A 2,197-nucleotide genomic window follows, 5' to 3' on the forward strand; every position below is an offset into this window, starting at 1 on the left:
CGGCTGAGGGGCGGGAGTGCGGCCGGGCCGGCCCCGCGGATGCGGAGCCGGCCCGGCCGGTGCTGGTGGAGTCGTCCGTCAGCAGTCGAAGTACATCGCGAACTCGTGCGGGGTCGGGCGCAGGCGCACCGGGTCGACCTCGTTGGTCCGCTTCCAGTCGATCCAGGTCGAGATCAGGTCCGGCGTGAAGACGCCGCCGTCGAGCAGGTAGTCGTGATCGGCCTCGAGCGAGTCGAGCACCGCCGGGAGCGAGCCCGGCACCTGCTTGACGTCGCCCCACTCCTCCGGCGGCAGGTCGTACAGGTCCTTGTCGATCGGCGCCGGCGGCTCGATCTTGTTCTTGATGCCGTCCAGGCCGGCCATCAGCATGGCCGAGAAGGCCAGGTAGACGTTGGCCGACGGGTCCGGCACCCGGAACTCGACCCGCTTGGCCTTCGGGTTGCTGCCGGTGACCGGGATGCGGGTGCACGCGGACCGGTTGCGCTGCGAGTAGACCAGGTTGACCGGAGCCTCGAAGCCCGGCACCAGCCGGCGGTACGAGTTGACCGTCGGGTTGGTGAAGGCCAGCAGCGACGGCGCGTGGTGCAGCAGGCCGCCGATGTACCAGCGGGCGGTGTCGGACAGGCCGGCGTAGCCGGTCTCGTCGTAGAACAGCGGCTCGCCGTTGAGCCAGAGGCTCTGGTGGGTGTGCATACCCGAGCCGTTGTCGCCGAAGAGCGGCTTCGGCATGAAGGTCGCCGTCTTGCCGTTCGCCCAGGCCTCGTTCTTCACGATGTACTTGAACAGCTGGAGCTGGTCGCCGGCGTGCAGCAGGGTGGAGAACTTGTAGTTGATCTCGGCCTGGCCGGCGGTGCCCACCTCGTGGTGCGACCGCTCCACGGTGAAGCCGGTCTCGATCAGCCGGCGGACGATCTTGTCGCGCAGGTCGGCGTAGTGGTCGACCGGCGGCACCGGGAAGTAGCCGCCCTTGTACGCGGTCTTGTAGCCGCGGTTGCCGCCCTCCTCCTCACGGCCGGTGTTCCACGCGCCCTCGATCGAGTCGATGTAGTAGAACGCCTGGTGCGCGGAGGTCTCGTGGCGGATCGAGTCGAAGATGTAGAACTCCGCCTCGGGGCCGAAGTACGCGGTGTCGGCGATGCCGCTGGCCGCGAGGTACGCCTCGGCCTTCTTGGCGACGTTGCGCGGGTCGCGGGTGTAGGCCTCGCGGGTGAACGGGTCGTGGATGAAGAAGTTCAGCGCGAGGGTCTTCTGCGCGCGGAAGGGGTCGATGAAGGCGGTGGCGACGTCCGGGAGCAGGAGCATGTCCGACTCGTGGATCGCCTGGAAGCCACGGATCGACGAGCCGTCGAACGCGAGGCCGTTGGTGAAGAGGTCGTCGTCGACCGACTCGACGGGCAGGTTGAAGTGCTGCATCACGCCGGGCAGGTCACAGAAACGTACGTCGACGAACTTCACGTCCTCGTTCTTGAGGTATCGCAGGAGTTCCTCGGGATTGGCGAACACACGTCCTCCTGGCACGTCCACTCGGTAGCTAAGCTCCTGGCGACGCTATGGCCACCCGGTTGCCCGGCCATGTCTTGAGTGTTTCTGCCGTGTTACGTCCCTCGCGGAGCGTCATCCGTGCCGCTCAGTCACCCCGGACGCGGCGCGCGGGACAGCCCGGCTGTGCCAGTGTATTGACACTTGATGGCTTTGGTCCCTTTTTGCGCACCGAGGGCGGCGGTCCACCCCGGCCTGGCCGTACGCCGCTGGCTACCCTTGACCGCTGTGAGCAACCCGCATGATCGTCCCGTGCCCCCCGCCACGGACCCCGCGTTCACCCCGCCCAGCCTGGGTCGCCGGTTCGGTGCGTTGGTCATCGACTGGGTGCTCTGCCTGCTGGTCGCCCGTGGCTTCGCCGACCCGGTCCGCGACGGCTGGGCGCCCGTGCTGGTGCTCATCCTGGAGTACGGCTTCTTCCTCGGCCTCTTCGCGCAGACCCCCGGCATGTACCTCACGAAGATCCGCTGCGTCTCCTGGGCCGACGGCGGCCGCATCGGCCTGGCCCGTGCCCTGCTCCGCGGCCTCCTGTTGGCCCTGGTCGTGCCGGCCCTGCTGATGGACGGGCACCGCCGCGGCCTGCACGACCGCCTCACCGGCGCCGTCATCACCGACGCCCCCCGCGCGGCGCCTTCCGCCAGCCCCGCGGCCGCTGACC

Annotated in this window: 2 protein-coding genes; one reads left to right on the plus strand and one right to left on the minus strand. The window is 68.9% G+C overall.

The genetic code is table 11. The features are described 5' to 3' along the window. Nucleotides 1-78: 78 nt before the first annotated feature. The gene (gene glnA / locus C1I99_RS31210; protein ID WP_111137724.1) at nucleotides 79-1,503 is read right to left on the minus strand and encodes a type I glutamate--ammonia ligase; all 1,425 of its coding nucleotides are present in this window, start codon (nucleotides 1,501-1,503) and stop codon (nucleotides 79-81) included. Nucleotides 1,504-1,767: 264 nt separating this feature from the next. On the opposite strand from glnA, the gene C1I99_RS31215 reads away from it, so the two are divergent. Next, on the plus strand, nucleotides 1,768-2,197 hold a 430-nt coding region (locus C1I99_RS31215; protein ID WP_438941469.1), incomplete at its 3' end, for an RDD family protein.

Source organism: Micromonospora deserti (assembly GCF_003236335.1).
GTDB lineage: Bacteria > Actinomycetota > Actinomycetes > Mycobacteriales > Micromonosporaceae > Micromonospora > Micromonospora deserti.